The organism is Acidovorax sp. 106 (assembly GCF_003663825.1).
In the GTDB taxonomy this organism is placed as follows: domain Bacteria; phylum Pseudomonadota; class Gammaproteobacteria; order Burkholderiales; family Burkholderiaceae_C; genus Acidovorax.
This window is the reverse complement of sequence record NZ_RCCC01000001.1, coordinates 2,998,496-3,017,457: the sequence shown is the minus strand read 5'-3', so window position 1 is coordinate 3,017,457 and position 18,962 is coordinate 2,998,496. Positions and strand designations below refer to the sequence as shown.

Annotated in this window: 22 protein-coding genes; 5 read left to right on the top strand and 17 right to left on the bottom strand. The window is 61.6% G+C overall.

From position 1 onward, the window contains the following. The first annotated feature begins 2 nt into the window (after nt 1–2). Nucleotides 3–224, top strand: a complete 222-nt coding sequence (locus tag C8C98_RS13430) for a twin transmembrane helix small protein (RefSeq protein ID WP_121454691.1) — start codon at nt 3–5, stop codon at nt 222–224. Between the two features lie 201 nt (nt 225–425). Here C8C98_RS13430 and C8C98_RS13425 read toward each other — a convergent pair whose 3' ends face one another. The 8 genes from C8C98_RS13425 to C8C98_RS13395 form a co-directional block, all read right to left on the bottom strand. Continuing rightward, nucleotides 426–1,307 (bottom strand): cytochrome c oxidase subunit 3, encoded by an 882-nt coding sequence (locus tag C8C98_RS13425; protein WP_121454690.1) that lies wholly within the window; start codon nt 1,305–1,307, stop codon nt 426–428. A 57-nt stretch (nt 1,308–1,364) separates the two neighbouring features. After that, complete coding sequence (locus C8C98_RS13420) at nt 1,365–1,589, bottom strand: DUF2970 domain-containing protein (protein WP_121454689.1); 225 nt, start codon at nt 1,587–1,589, stop codon at nt 1,365–1,367. After that, nucleotides 1,586–2,203 carry a cytochrome c oxidase assembly protein gene (locus C8C98_RS13415; protein ID WP_121454688.1) on the bottom strand — a complete coding sequence of 206 codons (618 nt, stop codon included), beginning with the start codon at nt 2,201–2,203 and terminating at the stop codon, nt 1,586–1,588. Before C8C98_RS13415 ends, C8C98_RS13420 begins: the two co-directional genes overlap by 4 nt. Before the next feature lie 10 nt (nt 2,204–2,213). Continuing rightward, on the bottom strand, nt 2,214–2,324 hold the full coding sequence (locus C8C98_RS22075) for a cytochrome oxidase small assembly protein (protein WP_233194722.1): 111 nt from the start codon (nt 2,322–2,324) through the stop codon (nt 2,214–2,216). 11 nt (nt 2,325–2,335) lie between these two features. Beyond that, a complete protein-coding gene (gene ctaD / locus C8C98_RS13410) occupies nt 2,336–3,970 on the bottom strand; it encodes a cytochrome c oxidase subunit I (protein ID WP_121454687.1) in 1,635 nt (544 codons plus the stop codon). A 30-nt stretch (nt 3,971–4,000) separates the two neighbouring features. Further along, nucleotides 4,001–5,170, bottom strand: a complete 1,170-nt coding sequence (gene coxB, locus C8C98_RS13405) for a cytochrome c oxidase subunit II (protein WP_121454686.1) — start codon at nt 5,168–5,170, stop codon at nt 4,001–4,003. A gap of 57 nt (nt 5,171–5,227) precedes the next feature. Continuing rightward, nucleotides 5,228–5,704 (bottom strand): DUF2244 domain-containing protein, encoded by a 477-nt coding sequence (locus tag C8C98_RS13400; protein WP_121454685.1) that lies wholly within the window; start codon nt 5,702–5,704, stop codon nt 5,228–5,230. Between the two features lie 151 nt (nt 5,705–5,855). Continuing rightward, entirely contained in the window at nt 5,856–6,764 is a 909-nt protein-coding gene (locus C8C98_RS13395; protein ID WP_121454684.1) for a biotin synthase, read from the bottom strand. A gap of 45 nt (nt 6,765–6,809) precedes the next feature. Between C8C98_RS13395 and C8C98_RS13390 the strand changes: the two genes are divergently transcribed. Then, nucleotides 6,810–7,532, top strand: coding sequence for a ComF family protein (locus C8C98_RS13390; protein ID WP_121454683.1), 723 nt, complete (start codon nt 6,810–6,812; stop codon nt 7,530–7,532). Between the two features lie 30 nt (nt 7,533–7,562). Here C8C98_RS13390 and C8C98_RS13385 read toward each other — a convergent pair whose 3' ends face one another. The 5 genes from C8C98_RS13385 to C8C98_RS13365 all read right to left on the bottom strand — a co-directional run bounded on the left by C8C98_RS13385 (nt 7,563) and on the right by C8C98_RS13365 (nt 12,282). Continuing rightward, a complete protein-coding gene (locus tag C8C98_RS13385) occupies nt 7,563–8,552 on the bottom strand; it encodes a branched-chain amino acid ABC transporter permease (RefSeq protein ID WP_121454682.1) in 990 nt (329 codons plus the stop codon). Between the two features lie 11 nt (nt 8,553–8,563). After that, the gene (locus C8C98_RS13380) at nt 8,564–9,448 is read right to left on the bottom strand and encodes a branched-chain amino acid ABC transporter permease (protein WP_099740286.1); all 885 of its coding nucleotides are present in this window, start codon (nt 9,446–9,448) and stop codon (nt 8,564–8,566) included. A 69-nt stretch (nt 9,449–9,517) separates the two neighbouring features. Beyond that, nucleotides 9,518–10,720 (bottom strand): ABC transporter substrate-binding protein, encoded by a 1,203-nt coding sequence (locus C8C98_RS13375; RefSeq protein WP_121454681.1) that lies wholly within the window; start codon nt 10,718–10,720, stop codon nt 9,518–9,520. Between the two features lie 79 nt (nt 10,721–10,799). Continuing rightward, the gene (locus C8C98_RS13370; protein WP_121454680.1) at nt 10,800–11,510 is read right to left on the bottom strand and encodes an ABC transporter ATP-binding protein; all 711 of its coding nucleotides are present in this window, start codon (nt 11,508–11,510) and stop codon (nt 10,800–10,802) included. Nucleotide 11,511: 1 nt separating this feature from the next. After that, the gene (locus C8C98_RS13365; protein WP_121454679.1) at nt 11,512–12,282 is read right to left on the bottom strand and encodes an ABC transporter ATP-binding protein; all 771 of its coding nucleotides are present in this window, start codon (nt 12,280–12,282) and stop codon (nt 11,512–11,514) included. Between the two features lie 342 nt (nt 12,283–12,624). Here C8C98_RS13365 and C8C98_RS13360 point away from each other — a divergent pair, with 342 nt between their 5' ends. Continuing rightward, a complete protein-coding gene (locus tag C8C98_RS13360; RefSeq protein WP_121454678.1) occupies nt 12,625–14,445 on the top strand; it encodes an ABC transporter transmembrane domain-containing protein in 1,821 nt (606 codons plus the stop codon). 213 nt (nt 14,446–14,658) lie between these two features. Then, on the top strand, nt 14,659–15,147 hold the full coding sequence (locus tag C8C98_RS13355) for a tRNA (cytidine(34)-2'-O)-methyltransferase (protein WP_121454677.1): 489 nt from the start codon (nt 14,659–14,661) through the stop codon (nt 15,145–15,147). A gap of 18 nt (nt 15,148–15,165) precedes the next feature. On the opposite strand, the gene C8C98_RS13350 is transcribed toward C8C98_RS13355, so the two are convergent. After that, nucleotides 15,166–16,125 (bottom strand): LysR family transcriptional regulator, encoded by a 960-nt coding sequence (locus tag C8C98_RS13350; protein ID WP_370450397.1) that lies wholly within the window; start codon nt 16,123–16,125, stop codon nt 15,166–15,168. A gap of 229 nt (nt 16,126–16,354) precedes the next feature. On the opposite strand from C8C98_RS13350, the gene C8C98_RS13345 reads away from it, so the two are divergent. Continuing rightward, on the top strand, nt 16,355–16,669 hold the full coding sequence (locus C8C98_RS13345) for a DUF4148 domain-containing protein (RefSeq protein WP_121454675.1): 315 nt from the start codon (nt 16,355–16,357) through the stop codon (nt 16,667–16,669). Nucleotides 16,670–16,873: 204 nt separating this feature from the next. Here C8C98_RS13345 and C8C98_RS13340 read toward each other — a convergent pair whose 3' ends face one another. The 3 genes from C8C98_RS13340 to C8C98_RS13330 all read right to left on the bottom strand — a co-directional run bounded on the left by C8C98_RS13340 (nt 16,874) and on the right by C8C98_RS13330 (nt 18,826). Continuing rightward, entirely contained in the window at nt 16,874–17,338 is a 465-nt protein-coding gene (locus tag C8C98_RS13340; protein WP_121454674.1) for a MaoC family dehydratase, read from the bottom strand. A gap of 94 nt (nt 17,339–17,432) precedes the next feature. Beyond that, nucleotides 17,433–18,053 (bottom strand): ParA family protein, encoded by a 621-nt coding sequence (locus C8C98_RS13335; RefSeq protein ID WP_121454673.1) that lies wholly within the window; start codon nt 18,051–18,053, stop codon nt 17,433–17,435. Nucleotides 18,054–18,187: 134 nt separating this feature from the next. Beyond that, complete coding sequence (locus C8C98_RS13330; RefSeq protein ID WP_099658217.1) at nt 18,188–18,826, bottom strand: LysE family transporter; 639 nt, start codon at nt 18,824–18,826, stop codon at nt 18,188–18,190. Nucleotides 18,827–18,962 lie beyond the last annotated feature (136 nt).

The window sequence follows — 18,962 nt, the reverse complement described above, 5'->3', positions numbered from 1 at the left end:
CCATGAAATATCTTGTCGTGGTGGCGTTTATCGGCATTGTGGCCAGCCTGGGCTCTGCGCTGTTCTTCATGATGCGCAATGGCCAAAGCGATGCATCCAAAGGCAAGCGCATGGCCCGCGCCCTGGCGGTGCGGGTGGGGCTGTCCATTGTGCTGTTTGTCTGCATTTTGGTGGCCTGGCAATTGGGCTACATCCAACCCACTGGGTTGCCAGCCACCCGTTAAGAGCGGCTAACAAACCTCCCCTGGCGTCGTTGTTCCGTCTTGTCGTACCTCGCGTACTGCCTGCGACGCAACGCCTAGCCAGGGCCGCTTCGCTGAGTTTTGTGAGCCGCTCTAAGTGCCCCTCGGGCAGCCCCCGAGGCAACACCGCACTGCCCACAAAAAAAGCGCCTTGCGGCGCTTTTTTTATTTGGCCAGCCAGATTTACATCCAGTACACCAACACGTACAGGCCCAGCCAGACCACGTCCACAAAGTGCCAGTACCAGGCGGCGCCTTCAAAGCCGAAATGCTTTTCGGCAGTGAAATGGCCTTTTTGCAGGCGCAGGGTGATGAACAACAGCATCAACATGCCCACAAACACGTGGAAGCCGTGAAAGCCCGTCAGCATGAAGAAGGTAGAGCCGAAGATGCCGGACGAAAGCTTGAGGTTCAGGTCGGTGTAGAGGTGGTAATACTCGTAGCCCTGCACGATCAGGAAGACGATGCCCAGCAGCACGGTGGCCCACATGAATGCAATGGTCTTGCCACGCTGGTTTTCACGCAATGCGTGGTGGGCGATGGTCAGCGTGACGCCCGAAGTCAGCAGCAACGCGGTGTTGATGGTGGGCAGCCAGAATGGGCCGACGGTCTGGAAGGGCTCGACAATGCCAGCGGGCGACGCAGTCACCCCGGCCGCCAAGCTGGGCCATACCGCCTTGAAGTCGGGCCAGAGCAGTGCGTTGTCCAGACTGCCCAGCGCGGGCACCGAGTGCGAACGCGCCCACCACAGCGCCGTGAAGAAGGCGCCGAAGAACATCACTTCAGAGAAGATAAACCAGCTCATGCTCCAGCGGTAAGACAGGTCGATCTTGTGGCCGTAGAGACCGCCTTCGCTTTCGCGGGCGGCATCGCGGAACCACTGGTACAAGACAAAAAGCCACCACACCATACCCACCGCCAGGGAGTACTTGCCCCAATCATGGCCATTGATCCATTGGCCTGCGCCCAGGATCACAAAAAACAGCCCTGCAGCGGCCATCACAGGGTGACGAGACTCTGCAGGCACGTAGTAGTACGGTGTTGTGCCGTGTGTTGATGCACTCATTTCAGCTCCTGACTCTCTAAATCGTTGTTATCTGTCTCGGGGGGCGAGCCCACTGCGTCACACAATCCAGTTCACCAGCGCAATGAGCGCCAGCACTAGCGAAAAAACGGCCACCAATCCCACCACGATGATGTGGATGGGGTTGAGCTTCTCTACATCCTGCGCGTACTCAGAACCTTTGCGCAGACCGATCAAAGACCAAGCCACTGCACGCACCGTGCGCAAAAACGATCCCTTGCGCTGCATAGGCGACTCCTTGGAGGAAGACTTCGCAACGCTCATGAGCCAGCTCCTTCTTGCCCGACCACGGCTGCAGCAGCGGACTGGGGGGCCGCCGGGGTCTTACCGCCCACCTCAAAGAAGGTGTAGGACAACGTGATGGTGGACACGTCTTTGGACAAGCGTGGATCAATCACAAACGCTACCGGCCATTCCTTCTTTTCGCCGGGCTCCAGGGTGTACTGGTTAAAGCAAAAACACTCCAGCTTGGTGAAGTGCGCTGCAGCCTGGCGAGGGGCATAACTGGGGATGGCCTGCGCGGCCATGCGCCGGTTCTGCACATTCTGAAACTCATACATCACGGTAGTCAATTCACCGGGATGCACTTTCACTGAGCGCTGCGCGGGCTTGAAGTCCCAAGGGCCGCGTGCGTTGGCATCGAACTCGACCGTGATGGTTCGGCTCTTGTCCACCTGGGTATTGGCGGGCAGTTTGGCATCTTTGCCCGCAGACCCGTTGCCGGGCACCTGCCGCTCTGACAGCGACAGGATGTTGATGCCCGTCATCTCGCAAATGTGCTTGTAGATGGGAATCAGCGCGTAGCCAAAGGCAAACATGCCCGCTGCAATCACCAGCAGCTTGCCGACCATCTTGGCGTTTTCGCGGTGCAGGCTCATGGCAAGGGGCTCAGCGTGACAGCAGCACGACTTTGACCATGAAGCCCACAAAGAAAGTGGCTGCTACAGACGCCAGGACCAGCGCCATACGCAGGTTGCTTTTCTTTTGCTCGGGGGTCATGACGACGCTCCTCAGCCAATGACGCGCGTTGCCGTCGCATCCAGCTTAGGTGGAGTTTCATAGGTATGGAACGGCGCTGGCGACGGCACTTCCCACTCCAGCCCCTCCGCGCCCTCCCAAGGCTTTTGCGGAGCCTTGGCACCCTTGCCGCGCATGGCAGGCACCACCACAAACAGGAAGAAATACACCTGCATCAGACCAAAGCCCAACGCGCCGACCGATGCAATGGCGTTGAAGTCAGCAAACTGCATGGGGTAGTCAGCGTAGCGACGGGGCATGCCTGCCAAGCCCAGGAAGTGCATGGGGAAGAACGTGACGTTGAAGGTGATGAGCGAACCCCAGAAGTGGATTTGTCCACGGGTTTCGCTGTACATCACGCCCGTCCATTTGGGGGCCCAGTAGTAGTACGCCGCAAACATGGAGAACAACGACCCGGCCACCAGCACATAGTGGAAGTGGGCCACCACGTAGTACGTGTCTTGCAGCTGGATGTCGATCGGCGCCATGGCCAAAATCAGGCCGGTGAAGCCACCCATGGTGAACACAAAGATGAAGCCCACGGCAAACAGCATCGGGGTCTCGAACGTCATGGAGCCACGCCACATGGTCGCGATCCAGTTAAAGATCTTCACGGCCGTGGGCACCGAGATCAGCATCGTGGCGTACATGAAGAACAGCTGGCCCGTCACAGGCATGCCGGTCGTGAACATGTGGTGGGCCCACACGATGAAGGACAGGATGGCGATGGACGAGGTGGCATACACCATGGAGGCATAGCCAAACAATTTCTTGCGGGCAAAGGCAGGCACGATCTGGCTGATGATGCCGAAGGCCGGCAAGATCATGATGTACACCTCGGGGTGACCGAAGAACCAGAAGATGTGCTGGTACATCACCGGATCACCGCCACCAGCGGGGTTAAAGAAGCTGGTGCCAAAGTGGCGGTCGGTCAGCGTCATGGTGATAGCACCGGCCAGCACGGGCATCACGGCGATCAGCAGGTAGGCGGTGATGAGCCAGGTCCACGCAAACATGGGCATCTTCATCAGCGTCATGCCGGGGGCGCGCATGTTCAGGATGGTCACGATGATGTTGATCGAGCCCATGATGGACGAGGCGCCCAGGATGTGCATGGCAAAGATGCCCGCATCCATGGAGGGCCCCATCTGCAACGTGAGCGGTGCATACAACGTCCAACCCGCAGCGGGAGCACCGCCAGGCATGAAGAACGAGCTCACCAGCATCAGTGCGGCAGGAATCATCAGCCAAAAGCTGAAGTTGTTCATGCGGGCGAACGCCATGTCGGAGGCGCCAATCTGCAGCGGGATCATCCAGTTCGCAAAACCCACGAAGGCCGGCATGATGGCGCCGAACACCATGATCAGACCGTGCATGGTGGTGAGCTGGTTGAACAGCTCGGGGTTCACCAGCTGCAGGCCGGGTTGGAACAGCTCAGCGCGGATCAGCAGTGCCAGGATGCCCCCCACCATCAACATGGTGAAAGAGAACAGCAGGTACAGCGTACCAATGTCTTTGTGGTTGGTGGCGAACACCCAGCGACGCCAGCCTGAGGGTGCATGGTGGTGGTCATGGCCATCGTGTGCGTGATCGCCAGCATGCCCATGGTTGTCGAGAACTGCGCTCATAGTGAATTCCTCAATGCAATAGGGCGATGATTACTTGCCACGCTGGGCCACGATTTCCGCAGGCTGCACCAGTTGGCCGGTTTTGTTAGACCAGCTGTTCTTGGTGTAGCTCACCACTGCCGCAATGTCGGTATCGCTCAATTGTTTCCAGGCGGGCATGGCTCCGTTGGCAGCACCATTGAGCAACACCTGGATCTGCTTGGCATGGTCGGCATCCAGCACGATGGCAGAGCCATCTAGCGGCTTAATGGGGCCTGCGCCCTTGCCATTGGCCTGGTGGCATGCAGCACAGTTGGCGGCATACACCTTCTCGCCGCGCTTGAGAATGTCTGCCAGCGCCCACACCTTGGTGGGGTCGTCCAGCTTGGCTGCCGCCTTTTTCTTTTGCTCTGCGACCCAACCCGAATAATCTTCCGCAGACAGCACCTTCACATGGATGGGCATGTAGGCGTGCTCCTTGCCACACAGCTCAGCACACTGGCCGTAGTAGTCGCCCACTTTCTCTGCCCGGAACCAGGTATCGCGGACAAAGCCGGGGATGGCGTCTTGCTTGATGCCGAAGGCGGGCACCATGAAGGCGTGGATCACATCGTTGGCGGTGGTGATGATGCGGACCTTCTTGCCCACGGGCACCACCATCGGGTTGTCCACCTTGAGCAAGTAATCCGCAGGTGCCTGAGACACATTGCCACTGTCGGACATGACGCGGTGGCTGCTGTCGAGCGTAGAGATGAATGCCAGACCTTCACCTTCGCCAGTGATGTAGTCATAGCCCCACTTCCACTGGTAGCCAGTGGCCTTGATGGTCAGGTCGGCATTGGTGGTGTCCTTTTGTGCGACCAGCACCTTGGTGGCGGGCAAAGCCATCAGGATCACGATGATGAACGGAACAATCGTCCACACGATTTCCACCGTCACCGACTCATGGAAATTGGCAGACTTGGCGCCTTTGGACTTGCGATGCTTCCAGATGGAATAGAACATCACGGAGAAAACGGCTATGAAGATCACCGTGCAGATGATGAGCATCATCCAGTGCAAGAAATGCTGCTCTTCGGCAATTTTGGTGACTGGCGGGGCCAGGTTCAACTGATTGACGGCGGGCCCACCGGGCAGGTCTTGAACGGCGTGGGCAGCGCTGCCCACCCATGCACCGGCCATCAGCAGCAGAGAAGCCAGCTTGTTGGGAATGCTCTTCATAGTTCTCATTTACTTCTATGCCTCAAATTAACCAATCCCCGCAGCGCCTGCGTGGGGTCAGGCGGCCCGCAAGGCCATGCGGATCTCAGACGCCAGAGCGGCACGAAGCTCCGGGCGCACAAAACGCCCCACCTCGACCGACCTGCCTCGTGCAGACAAGGTGATAAGCGATCTGTCACCGGTCTTGGGCTCTACTCGAACCCAGCATCGGTCAAATTCAGCTCGCTCACGCCTGCCCGCTGTCTCCCTCTCCACCACAAGGCGAGACCCTTGCAATGAAATCTTTTCGCCATCCGTCGCGTGACGAACGTACATGGCAAATGCAATTCCGACAACAGCAATTTCCAGGGATATGAAGGTCGACATCGGGTAAGCACCGAGGAACCAGAAGCCTGCGGCGACACCGAGCAACACACAACACAGTGACAAGGGCACCCAACCGAGCGTCACCGGGCTGACCGAGCCATGACGGACGAGACACCAGGCGATGTCCTGATCGGACACCGTGGCAAAACGCAGAACCAAGCCAGCCACCGGAAATACTCACAAAAATTGCCTGCGGCTTCAGCTCGCCCCTGCAGAGCACGCCAGACAAAGTTGCGCGGGAAAATGCCCGAAATTTCACATCCCAACTGCCAAGAATTGTAGCGCGCCTTGTTCTAAATCATTGACACGACGTTACGAGTTACTCATTAACTGGGCCGTTACGCAACATGGCGCGCATGTCACTCAAAGAGACCGAACTGCTGGGGCTCACACGCACGCGCGGCGCGGGTTTGAAGGCATGGCCGTAGATGATTTCAAAGGTCAGCGAAAGTGGCGTACCCACTCCATCACCGGCATCACCCAATCGATCTGACAAGGCCTGAAGCAATTGCTGGCGCCAGCGCTTGCCGCGCAGCGCTCCAAAACGCTCGGGATGCAAATTGCAGCCCAGTTCACGCAACTCTTGCAGCAGGCGCTCGGGGGTCGCAAAGGTCAGGGTGATTCGCTCCATGTCCATCACGGGCTCGGCAAAGCCCGCATGCACCAGCATGTCACCCCAGTCGTGCATATCGGTAAACGCGTGGCCTGCCGGGGGCCAGCCCAGATCAGCATACACAGCGCGCAACTCCTGCGCCGTGTCTGGCCCCAGGCAAGAGAACATCAAATAGCCATCCACGGCCAAAGCGCGGTGCCATTGGGCGATGAGCGCCTGGGGATCGGCCGCCATGTGCAGCGCCATGTTGGCCCAAAGCATCTGCACGCTACCGTCGCCTGGCATCTCCACACGCGTGCCGCCGCCCGTCCAGCGGGTCGGGTTCCACCAAGGCTTGTCCAGCGCTTGGGTTGCTACCTCACGGCTTGTCAACGAGGTCTCTGCCACCACGCAGTCGGCCTTGGGATAGCGCGCACTGACGAGCGCATGCCCCTGCAGCCCCCCACGCACGGCGTCCCAGTGGCACCACGCCTGCGGCGCCTGCCGAATCCACTGCAGGCGGTCTTCCATGCGACGGGCCACCTCTTCATGCAGCCAGGGCGACTGGGCGGGCGCGCTGGCGTGCCAACGCGCTGCCGCAACGGGGTCTATGGTGGGAGGGCGCTCTGTGGGCATGGGGCTCAGTACCTGGGTCAAACGGCAGGCGAGTATATTGATTCCATGCTTTTCAGGCGCTTGTCAGGCCTCTTGCGGCCCATCACCCAACTGGCACAGCGTGTGCCCAGCCAATGCGCCGTGTGCCATGCCTGGCCCGCTCAGCGGGTGTGCAATGCGTGCGTAGCGCGGTTTGCGCAGCCCAGCCACCGCTGCACACGCTGTGCCTTGGTGGTGCCCGGTGGGGTGCCAATTTGCGGAGCCTGCCTGAAAGAGCCGCCCGCCATCGACACCTGCCTTGCGGCCGTGCACTACGCATACCCTTGGGCGCAAGCCATCAAAGCCTTCAAGTTCCACCATGATCCTGGCTGGGCCAAGCCACTGGCCACGCTGTTGCGCAGCACGCCGTGGATAGAACCTGCGCTGGAAGCCGCAGACTGGGTCATCCCCATCCCGTTGTCTGACCATCGGTTGAAAGAGCGTGGGTTCAATCAGGCTGCACTGATAGCCCAGAAACTGGCCCCCACCAAAACAAACACCCAGGCCATGCTGCGCCTGCACGACACCCCCGCACAAAGCGGCCTGACGCGGGCGCAGCGGCTGCGCAATCTGCGCGACGCCTTCATGGTGGAACCCCGCTGCGCTGCCACATTGCAGGGCCGCCATGTGATCTTGCTGGACGATGTGATGACCACCGGCGCCACATTGGATGCGGCCGCCAGCGCGCTGAGAGGCTGTGGCGTGGCGCACATCACCGGAGTAGTCGTGGCGCGCACAGAGCGCGAATAAGGGCAAGCAAGCCCACCCGGCCAGGCCGCTCTAGGCGCCTTTACGCCAACGCGCTTGCAGGGCAATGATCTCACCCATGATGCCCCGGCGGAACGCCAGCACGCACACCACAAAAATAAGCCCTGTGACCATGGTGACCGACTCACCCAGGGTCTTGAACCATTCCACGCTCGTGAGTGCCGCCAGCAGGTTGCCCAGCTCGCCAATCTTGTTTTCGAGCAACACCACCACCGCCGACCCGACCAAAGGGCCCGACAAAGTGCCCAGCCCACCCACCAAGTTCATCAAGATAACCTGGCCAGAGGCCGTCCAGTGCACATCTGACAAGGTAGCAAAGCCCAGCACCAGCGTTTTCAGCGAACCCGCCAAACCGGCCAGGGCCGCAGACAGCACAAACGCCAGCAGCTTGTAGCGGTGGGTGTCATAGCCGAGCGAAATGGCCCGAGGCTCGTTCTCTTTGATGCCCTTGAGCACCTGACCAAACGGAGAATGGATGGTGCGCACGATGAGGCAAAACGCGGCCACCACGATGGCCAGCGTGACGTAGTACATGGCCAGATCGCTTTGCAGGTCAATCAGCCCCAGCAACTTGCCACGGGGCACGCCCTGCAGGCCGTCCTCACCGCCAGTGAATGGCGCTTGAAGGCACGCAAAGAACAGCATCTGCGCCAGGGCCAGCGTGATCATCGAAAAATAGATGCCCTGGCGGCGAATGGCAAGCCAGCCAAACAGCAAACCCAGCAACCCACCACTGGCGGTACCAAACAGCAAGCCCACCTCGGGTGTCATGCCCCAGGCTTTGACGGCATACCCCGCCACGTAGGCAGCGCCGCCAAAAAAAGCCGCATGTCCAAACGACAGCAGCCCGGTGTAGCCCAGCAACAAATTGAAGGCGCAGGCAAACAGGGCGAAGCACATGAGCTTCATCACAAACACAGGGTAAGCGCCTGCAAACGGCGCCGCCAACAAAGCCAGCAACAGCAGCCCGTATCCCAACTTGGCCATTCTTTTGGAGTTCATGGATCGGCCCCTTATTTCTCTTTGCCGAACAAACCGGCGGGGCGGATCAGCAAAACAATCACCATGATGACAAACACCACCGTGGATGACGCCTCGGGATAGAACACTTTGGTGAACCCCTCAATCACCCCCAAGCCCAGCCCTGTCAGGATCGAGCCCATGATGGAGCCCATGCCGCCGATCACCACCACGGCAAACACCACGATGATGAGGTTTTGCCCCATGAGCGGGGTGACCTGGTACACCGGCGCGGCCAACACACCGGCAAACGCGGCCAGTGCGGCACCAAAGGCATAGGTCAGGGTGATCATGACCGGCACATTCACACCAAAGGCCTCCACCAGGCGCGGGTTCTCGGTGCCCGCCCGCAGGTAGGCACCGAGCTTGGTCTTTTCAATCACGTACCAAGTGGCCAGGCACACCACCACTGAGGCCACCACCACCCAGGCTCGGTAGTTGGGCATGATCATGAAGCCGAGGTTGGTCGCGCCTTCGAGCAGCTCGGGCGTGTCATAGCCCAGGCCCGACACGCCGTAGATGGAGCGGAACACCCCCTCAATCAACAGCGTGAGGCCCAGGGTCAGCAGCAGCCCATAAAGATGGTCTAGCTTATAGATCCAGCGCAGCAACAGCCGCTCAATCACCACGCCAAACACCCCCACCACCAACGGCGCCAACACCAGCATCCACCAATAGCCGATGCCCAGGTAGTTCATGGCCATCCAGGTCGCCAAGGCCCCCATCATGAACAGCGCACCATGCGCAAAGTTAATGACGTTGAGCAGCCCGAAGATGACCGCCAAGCCCAGACTCAAGATGGCATAAAACGACCCGTTGACCAACCCCAAAAGGAGTTGGCTGAGCAGGCCTGGCAAGGAGACACCGAAAATTTCCATGGGAGGCAGCGCCGGTGAAAGGGGGTGGGATTCAGTGCGTGAAACAGCGGAGCATCCAGACGGACGCCATCACTTCCACAGAGCGCACTTGCTCTCGGCCTTGGTGGTGAAGACGGTGTCCCCCGGCAGCTTCTTGATGAGCTTGTAGTAATCCCATGGTTTGGTCGATTCCGATGGCTTCTTCACCTCCATCAGGTACATGTCGTGCACATAGCGGCCATCGGCACGCAACTGGCCTGAGCCAAAGAAGTCGTTCATCTTCATGCCCCGCCAGGTGGTCATGACCTTATCGGCATCAGCACTCTTGGCAGCTTCCACGGCCTTGAGGTAATTCATGGTGGCCGAGTAATCGGCCGCCTGGATTTCAGTGGGCATACGCTTGGTCTTTTCAAAGAAGCGGGCCGAGAACTTGCGGGTTTCTTCATTCAAGTCCCAGTACCAACTGGTGGTGAACTGCAGGCCCTCGGTGTTGCGCAAGCCCAGGCTGTGCACGTCGCTGATGAAGATCAGCAAGCCCGCCAGCTTCATGGTCTTGCCAATGCCAAACTCCTTGGCCGCCTTGATGGAGTTGATGGTGTCGCCCCCGGCATTGGCCAGGCCCAGAATCTGCGCCTTAGAGTTTTGTGCCTGCAGCAGGAACGAAGAGAAATCAGACGCATTGAGCGGGTGGCGCACAGCCCCCACCACCGAGCCGCCCTTGGCCTTCACCACGGTGCTGGTGTCTGCCTCCAGTGCGTGACCAAACGCGTAGTCGGCTGTCAGGAAGTACCAGCTCTTGCCACCACTGTCCACGATGGCAGAGCCCGTGCCTTTGGCCAGGGCCACGGTGTCATAGGCGTAGTGCACCGTGTACGGTGTGCACTGGTCGTTGGTCAATGCCGAGCTGGCGGCGCCGTTGTTGATATACACGCGCTTCTTCTCTGCGGCCACTTTGGCAATCGCCAAAGCCGTGCCCGAGTTGGTGCCACCAAACACCATCGTGAGACCCTGGGTGTCAATCCACTCGCGGGCCTTGGATGCAGCAATGTCGGCCTTGTTCTGGTGGTCGGCGCTCATCAGCTCAATGGGCATGCCCAGCACCTTGCCGCCAAAATCATCGATAGCCATCTGTATGGCCAGCGCTCCGTTCTTGCCTTCTACGTCGGCATACAGGCTGGACATGTCCGTGATGAAGCCGATCTTCACCTTCTCCTGCGCCTGTGCAGCCGGGGCTGCCAGCCCTGCAGCGCCCAATACCAAAGCCAGTGCGGTAGCCAGTTTGCTCTTCTTCATGGATTGTCTCCTGTGGGTATAGAGGGGTACGGTGTCACGAGATCGTTGACTCTGCAAAAGGCGGCGGCAGGGGGGGGATTCAAACCCCAAGCAACTCGTTGAGCACGGGCATCTTGGCCTGCAGCTGCTCGGCCCCAAACTGCTCCACGATGCGACCATGCTCCATGACATAAAAGCGGTCTGCCAGCGGTGCAGCAAAGCGGAAGTTCTGTTCCACCATCACCACCGTGTAGCCCTTTTGGCGCAGTGTGGTGATCATGCGTGCCAGGGCCTGCACGATGACGGGGGCCAGGCCCTCCGAGATTTCATCGAGCAGCAGCAAATTGGCGCCTGTGCGCAGAATGCGGGCCACGGCCAGCATCTGCTGCTCGCCACCCGACAGGCGCGTGCCCTGGCTGTTGCGCCGCTCCGCCAGGTTGGGGAACATGGCGTAAATCTCGGGCACCGACATGCCTGGTGTGCCGGTCTTCAAAGCGGGCGGCAGCAGCAGGTTTTCCTCGCACGAGAGGCTGGAGAAAATGCCCCGCTCTTCCGGGCAATAGCCCACGCCAAGGTGGGCAATGCGGTGGGTGGGCATGCCCACAGTCTCCACCCCATTGATCTTGACCGAGCCTTTGCGGGCCCCCGTGAGACCCATGATGGCGCGCATGGTGGTGGTGCGCCCGGCGCCGTTGCGGCCCAGCAGCGTGACCACTTCGCCGGGCTGCACGACGATGTCCACGCCGTGGAGCACATGCGACTCGCCGTACCAGGCTTCGAGGTTCTTGATTTCAAGTGCAGGGGTACCCATGTCAATGCGCCCCTTGGAGTTGACCATCTGTCGTGCCCATATAGGCCTCCATCACCTGCGGGTTGCTGGAGACCTCGGCATACGGCCCCTCTGCCAGCACAGCGCCACGCTGCAGCACCGTGATGCAGTCGGCAATGGTGGAGACCACCTTCATGTTGTGCTCCACCATCAAGATGGTGCGCCCGGCCGAGACCTTTTTGATGAGCTGCGTCACCCGGTCCACATCCTCGTGCCCCATGCCTTGTGTGGGCTCGTCCAGCAGCATCAGCTCGGGCTCCATCGACAGCGTGGTGGCAATCTCCAATGCGCGCTTGCGGCCATAGGGCAAGTTCACCGTCACTTCGTCGGCCAGGTCGTCCAGGCCCACCTCGGTCAGCAGTTGCATGGCGCGCTCGTCCAGCTGCTGCAGGCTGCGCTCGCTGCGCCAAAAATGGAACGACGTGCCCAGCTTGCGCTGCAGGCCCAGGCGCACGTTTTCCAGCAGTGTGAGGTGAGGGAACACCGCCGAAATCTGAAAGGAGCGAATCACCCCCCGGCGCGCAATTTGCGCAGGTGCCTCTGCCGTGATGTCGTGCCCGTTGAAGCGAATCACCCCCGAAGTGGGCACCAGAAACTTGGTGAGCAAGTTAAAGCAGGTGGTCTTGCCCGCCCCGTTGGGACCGATGAGCGCATGGATGGAGCCTCGGCGCACCGCCAGGTTGACATTGCTGACGGCGGTAAAGCCTTTGAACTCTTTGGTCAGGCTCTGGGTTTCAAGGATCACATCGCTCATTGCGCCTGGGTCACTCCATGGTGCGGGATGAAAACTGACTTGCGCAAAGGCTGGCGTGAAGCCGCTTTGCTGTGGTGCATCGTATGCCCCGACCGTGGTTGGCAGATACTGGTACTAATGCCTATGTATTAATGCCTAGACACAGACCCTATGCCATCACCCTCACGCTCAGCGCACCCCGATCCGCAGCGATGGCAACGACACGCAGCGATACATAGCGACATGAATTGACATCTACCGATATCTCGCGACACCCGCGCAACACCTGATCGCCCTACCATGCGCCATCACGCGGGGCACGCAGCCCCGCCCTTCATAGCTCCTCTGCCCATCCCATACCCCATGGCCACACCCACTGCCCCCGCTGGCAACGCACGCGGTGCACCGCGCTCGCTCACCGGGCTTGTGCCCTTTCTCAAGCCCTACCGTGCGCGCATTGCGTGGTCGCTGCTGTGCTTGGTGCTGGCCGCGCTGGCCACACTGGCGTTTCCGCTGGCCTTGCGCGATTTGATTGACACAGGCTTGGTCGCGGGCGACCGCGCCAGCCAGGCCATGGAATTGCGCGGGCACTTTGGCGCGCTGTTTTTGGTGGCGGTAGGGCTGGGCGTGTTTTCTGCGGCCCGCTTTTATGCCGTGAGCTGGTTGGGCGAGCGGGTGACGGCCGACCTGCGCCAGGCGGTGTACAGCCACGTACTGCGGCAAAGCCCGCAGTTCTTTGAAAGCACCCAGACCGGCGAGGTGCTGTCGCGGCTCACAGCAGACACCACGCTGGTGCAAACCGTGGTGGGCTCGTCGCTGTCGATGGGCTTGCGCAATGCCGTGATGGGCATTGGGGCACTGGGCATGCTGGTGTGGACCAACCCCTATGTGATGTCGGTGGTGCTGCTGGCCGTGCTGCTAGTGGTGCTGCCCGCCATGTGGATTGGGCGGCGCGTGCGCAAGCTCTCGCGCGACAGCCAGGACCGCGTGGCCGACTCCAGCGCCATCGCCGCCGAGGTGCTCAACGCCATCCCAGTAGTGCAAAGCTACACCGCAGAGCAGCGCGAGTCCGCCCGCTTTGCGGGGGCGGCCGAAAGCGCTTTTTCCACCGCCGTGCAGCGCACCCGCGCACGCGCCGTGCTGGTGGCGTTCATAATCATTGCCAACGCAGCCCTGCTGCTGTGGGGCTTGTACCGTGGCACACAGGCCGTGCTGGCTGGCGAGATGACTGCAGGGCACCTGGGGCAAACCGTGGTGTACGTGATGCTGCTGGCAGGGGCCGTGGCCGTGCTGGGCGAGGTGTATGGTGACTTGCTGCGCGCCGCTGGGGCCACCGAGCGGCTGATGGAGCTGCTGGCTACCCAATCGCCTGTGGCAGAGCCCGCATCGCCCCTGCCACTACCGCACACCGGCCGGGGCCTGGCGGTGGACTTTGCCTCGGTGCAGTTTCGCTACCCGTCGCGCCCCGACCAGCCTGCGCTCGCCGATTTTTCACTCACCCTGGCACCCGGTGAAACGGTGGCCCTGGTGGGCGCCAGCGGCGCGGGCAAGACCACGGTGTTTCAGTTGCTGCAGCGCTTTTACGACGCCGACGCACCACGCAGCGGCGCTGCGCCATCGGGCATCTTCCTGAACGGGGTGAACATCCGCGACCTGGCACTCACCACACTGCGCAGCCACATTGCCACCGTGCCGCAAGACGCCGTGATCTTCGGCGCATCGGCGCTGGAGAACATCCGCTACGGCAAGCCGGATGCCACCCCAGAAGAAGTGAAGGCCGCCGCCCAGGCCGCCTTTGCCGACGACTTCATCATGGCCCTGCCCCAGGGCTACGACACCTTTTTGGGCGAGCGCGGCGTGCGCCTGTCGGGCGGGCAAAAGCAGCGCATTGCCATTGCCCGTGCCATTTTGAAGAACCCGCCCCTGCTGCTGCTGGACGAAGCCACCAGCGCACTCGATGCCGAGAGCGAGCGTATGGTGCAAGCCGCGCTGGACACTGCCATGCAGCGCCACACCGGGCAGCGCACCACCCTGGTCATTGCACACCGGCTGGCCACCGTGCAAAACGCTGACCGCATCGTGGTGCTGGAGCACGGCCGCATCGTTGAGCAAGGCACCCACGCCAGCCTGTTGGCCGCCCAAGGGGTGTATGCCCAGCTGGCCAAGCTGCAGTTCACGGCCTGAGTGAGCCGCGTGGGATGAGGCAGCCCGCTAGGAGTCTGCGCGGCAGAAGGAGCATCGGCTGCAACGTGCGATAAACCGGTCTCGCGCGGTACTACCTCCTGCGCCCAGGGGTCAACCCTGGGCTTGTCGGTAGCACCACGCGATCCTCGGTTTTCGCGCGTTACGCTTCGATGCCTTCTGCCGCGCAGACTCCTAGGCAACGACAATAGCGGCATGTTTCACATTGTTCTTGTCGAGCCCGAAATCCCACCCAACACCGGCAACGTGATCCGGTTGGCGGCCAACACCGGGTGCACGCTGCACCTGGTGGAGCCGCTGGGCTTTTCCATGGAAGACCGCCTCATGCGCCGCGCAGGGCTGGACTATCACGAGTACGCCCAGGTGCTCAAGCACCGCGACTGGGCCACGTTTTTGAGCGACGCCAAGCCCGACCCGGCCCGCATGTTCGCGCTCACCACGCGGGGCACGCAGGGCGTGCACGACACGGCCTTTCAGCCCGGAGACTGGCTGGTGTTTGGCTCGGAAACCCGTGGTCTCGCGCCCGAGCTGCGCGAGACCTTTGCCCCCAGCCAGCGCCTGCGCCTGACCATGGTGGCCGGGCAGCGCAGCCTCAACCTTTCCAACGCAGTGGCGGTGACGGTGTTTGAGGCCTGGCGGCAAAACCAGTTTGCGATGCCGCAAGCGTCCGGCACGGCAACCTGAGGCAGGTCTGAAGCAGCGCTATGCCTGGCCGGCAGGCGATCCCAAGCAACTCTCGATCTGCTTGCGCATGGCCATGGACTTGCGCACCTGCTCACTCAGAAAGTCCAGAAACACCTTGGTGCGCGCAGGCAGCATGCGGCCCGAGGGTAGCGCGGCGTAAACGGTGTAGCGCGCGTAAATCCAGCCTGGCAGCAACTGCACCAGCTCGCCCTGGGCCAGGTGCTCATGCACCAGCAGGCGCGGCGCCACGGCCACGCCCATGCCGTCTACTGCGGCACGCATCAGCACCTCAGTGCTGATCGACTGCAACACCACCGACGGCACCTCCAGCTCTTGGGGCGGTTGCCGCCCATCCACGGGCAAGAGCCGCAGCTTGCGGCCTAGCCCCAAGTGGGCCCGCCCTGCCATGCCCGAATCGCGCAGGTAGTCGTGCTGCAACAGGTCCTGGGGTTGCTCTGGCAACGGCAAGCCTTTGCGCGCCAGATAGGAAGGGGCCGCCACCACAATCGACTCGCCCTGCATCAAGGGGCGCGCGACGATGTTGGCGTCGAAGTTTTCTGCCGCCACCATGAAGGTCACATCAAACTCGTCCACCCGGCTGGAGGCATAGGCGTCGATGTCAATGTCCAGCATCAGTCGGGGATGCAGCGCATGCCACTCGGCCAGCAGCGGAGCCAGGAAGTTGGTGGCCAGCACCGGCGACGCCACGATGCGGATGGTGCCGCGCAGGTCGCGCGTGCTGGCGGCCGCTGCCGCTTCGGCGTCTTCAATCTCATGCAGGATACTGCGCACCCGTGCCAGATAGGCGTCGCCCGCCTCGGTCAGGGCCAGCTTGCGCGTGGTGCGCTGCAGCAGCCGCGTGCCAAGGTGCTGCTCCAGGTCAGCCACCAGCCGCGTCACCACCGGGGGCGACAGTTCAAGCCACCGTGCGGCAGCGGCAAAGCCGCCTTCGTCCACAACGGCCTGGAAAACACGCATGGTCAGAAGCCTATCCATTTGGGAAATTATGTTTTAGCCAAAGGTTGGATTATTTCTGTTTTGCGAATTATTCATTGCCAAGGATGCTATTTTTCAAAGGGATAACCCTAGATAAAGTTCACCCCATCGATGAGCGACACCGCTACGGACACTCACCGAGGCAGGCCCCACCGGCGCACTGTGCATCGGAGTGGGTCTGGAGAAAAGCCCAACTTTTGAAGGAATCCTCATGAACACGTACCGCACCCTCGCCGCCGTCACCCTCGCCCTGAGCGCCTTTGCAGCACAAGCCGACTCGGCTTTGCCCCGCGATGGCGACTGGAACAACTACCCCCTGAGCGCCCAGTCCGGCAGCACCCTGACCCGCGAAGCCGTGGTGGCTGAGCTGGTGGCTGCCCGCGCTGCAGGCACCCTGCCCCAAGACTCCGAGTGGTACAACGTGCCTGCGCCGCTGAACGTCAACGGCTCTGCATTGGCCCGCACCGATGCACGCAACGACGCCATGGCCGCAGCCAAGGCGGGCCGTACCTCCAGCGCCGAATAAGCGCCCGCACAACGCCAACGCAGTCGAGGACCGGCGCAGCATCTGCCCACAAACGGTCCACGCCACTGCACCAGCGTCAAAAAGGCCTGCCCGGGTTGCCCGGCAGGCCTTTTTTGCTGTGTAAGCGAGCGCTGCGGCCTTGGCCTGCAGGCCAACGCTCAACGGATTAACGGATGAACTGCTCAGCGGCCCAGCCGCCAAGACTCAAGGCGCTGCGCCGTAGTTGCGCGCCAGCGATTCGGCCACGCACACAGGCTTGTCGCTGCCCTCACGCTCCACCGTCACCAACCAAGTCATCTGCATGCCATCGGGCTCAATGCGCTCGGCTGCCTGCAGCACCAAGCGGGCCCGCAGGCGGCTGCCTACCGGCACGGGTGCCGTAAAGCGCACGCGGTTGAGCCCGTAGTTCACGCCCATGCGGGCGCCTTCGATGGTGAGGCCCTGCTCAAAAAATGTCGGAATCAACGACAGCGTGAGAAAGCCATGGGCAATCGGTGCGCCAAACGGCCCCGCCTTGGCGCGCTCAGGGTCCACATGGATCCACTGGTGGTCGCCCGTGGCCTGGGCGAACAGGTTGACCTGCTCTTGCGTGATGGTGATCCAGTCGGTCACGGCCACTTCCTGGCCCACGCAAGCGCTGACTTCGGTGTAAGAGCGAAAGATTTTCATCGCCCCAATGTAGCGCTGGCCTTCTACAGCCCTTGTCTGCCGCGCGACAGGAATGCAGGGCTGGCCTGCCCCCTGTTCAGCGCTCCAACCTCCATCAGGCGTCCAGCCAGCTGCAAATGCCCTGCCACTGCTCCAGGTCGCGCGCCACACGGGTGGTGCTGCCCACGTCAAAAACCGTCAGCCCCTGGGCGGCCAGATGCACATAGTTTTGGGTGTCGCGCACATAGCCCAGCACCGGCAGGCCCAGGCCCTCCACAAAGTGGTGCAGTTGCTCGGCCGAGCGGGTGCGCTCGTCAATCCGCATGCCCACAATGCCCACCTGCACACCCGCTGCATGGCGGTGCTCGCGCAGCTTGTCCAGAAACGCCTGGGTGGCGTAGATGTCAAAAATGCTGGGCTGCAGCGGCACGATGACCTTGTCAGCGATCTTCAGCACGTCTTTGAGGGCGCTGCCGTGCAGGCCAGCTGGCGTGTCCAGCACCGCATGGGTAGCTCCCTTGGGCGGCTTGGCCAGGGCGTCGGCATCGGTATCCCAGCGGCCAATGGCGGCCACGTTGGCGGGGCGCAGGCTCAGCCACAGGTGGCCAGATTTTTGCGGGTCAATGTCCCCCAGCACGACCGGGTGCCCCCGGCTGGCGTAGTAACCCGCCACGTTGGTCGAGAGGGTGGACTTGCCCACACCGCCCTTGGGATTGGCAACAACAACCACTGGCATATCGATCTCCTTGTGACGGGACGCGCAAAACAACAGATAAATTCGATACCAGCGCTTGATTGATAAGCGCTAGCAGCTACCAAATCAATAGCAAAAGTACACCCAAGCCACTGATGACAGGGGCCTCCCAGGCCTCAGGCGTGCTGCCCGCCGCGCTTGACGAAGAACAGCCCTGCGCCCACAGCCATCAGCAGGCCGCCAAACACCCGATTTTGCACACGCACGGCGCGGGCGCTGCGCATGAGGCGGCGCAGCGCGCTGGCCCCGGCAGCGTAGCCGTGCATCACCACCACGTCCACGGCCATGGTGGTCACGGCCATCACCAGCAGCTGCGTCCACAACGGGCGCGTGTCGGTCATGAACTGGGGCAGCACGGCCACCATGAAGATGATGCCCTTGGGGTTGGTGGCGTTGGTCAAAAAGCCGGTCAGGCAGCGCTTGGTCCAGGGGCCTGCGGGTGCGGCCTCGTCGCCGTGGATGGGCGAGCGGTCGCCCGCGCGCCACTGGCTCAGGCCCACCCAGATCAGGTAGCAGGCGCCGCCCACCTTCACCACGCTGAAGGCCACCTCAGACGCCAGCAGCAGCGAGCCCACGCCCGCCCCGGCGATCAGCAAAATCAGCAGCAAGCCCAACTGCAGGCCCAAAATGGTGGCGCTGGTCTTGCGCACGCCGAACGACAGGCCATGGCTCATCGACAACACCGCACCAGAGCCCGGCGACACCGCAATCAGACAAGACGCCGCAAAAAAAGCCAGCCAAGTTTGCAAATCCATGGGGTGCACCGCAATGAGGGGGAGGAAGGGGCGCCATCATAGCGCCAGTTTGCGCCCTTGGTCAGGCTCAAAATCTGCCCTACAGCAAGCCGGCAAAGCGCGAAACGCTACTGAATCAATAGCAGAAAATCACCAC